Consider the following 474-nt stretch of genomic DNA (forward strand, 5'->3'; position numbering starts at 1 on the left):
CCGGCCATGCAGTGGGCTTCGGCTATGTGGAACCGGCGGCCCGGCTCCCCGTCCAGTACGGCATTCAGCATAGATATCAGTCGCAAGCCGGGGTTCCCGTCAATCGCACGCCGGCCGGGGCAGCGGATGCAGACGATGATGCTGTGCTCGGGACTGTGCCCTAAATCGACGCTCTCCATCCGTCACCTCCTCTTCAAGGCACGGAAGGATGGCGCGCATGACGGATTGAGGCCGCCTTCGAGCTTCCTCCCGGCACACCCCGTCCGGTCAATTCTCGCTGATGGCAGGTCTCCTGGCTCGCGGGTCTCAGCGCCATCCTGCCTTCCCGGCCTTCCGGCCAGTGGCGTGTCGGATTTTGCTCGCCGCTTACAGTTGCGGGGGCAGCCATGGCATTGGCCTGAAAGGCTTCACCATGTTCCCTTTTCACCCCGGCGCTTGCGCACCGCGGAACCATCGCGAAGAAGGCTATTGGAG

Annotated in this window: 1 pseudogene and 1 riboswitch; the pseudogene reads right to left on the minus strand. The window is 63.9% G+C overall.

Annotated features, from left to right (window positions below):
- Window positions 1-179: pseudogene (locus EOC06_RS45140) on the minus strand (hypothetical protein); the annotation flags it as partial.
- A gap of 85 nt (window positions 180-264) precedes the next feature.
- Window positions 265-470, minus strand: a riboswitch (cobalamin riboswitch).
- Between the last annotated feature and the right edge of the window lie 4 nt (window positions 471-474).

The sequence above is a fragment of the Mesorhizobium sp. M7A.F.Ca.MR.362.00.0.0 genome, assembly GCF_004023175.1.
Lineage (GTDB): Bacteria > Pseudomonadota > Alphaproteobacteria > Rhizobiales > Rhizobiaceae > Mesorhizobium.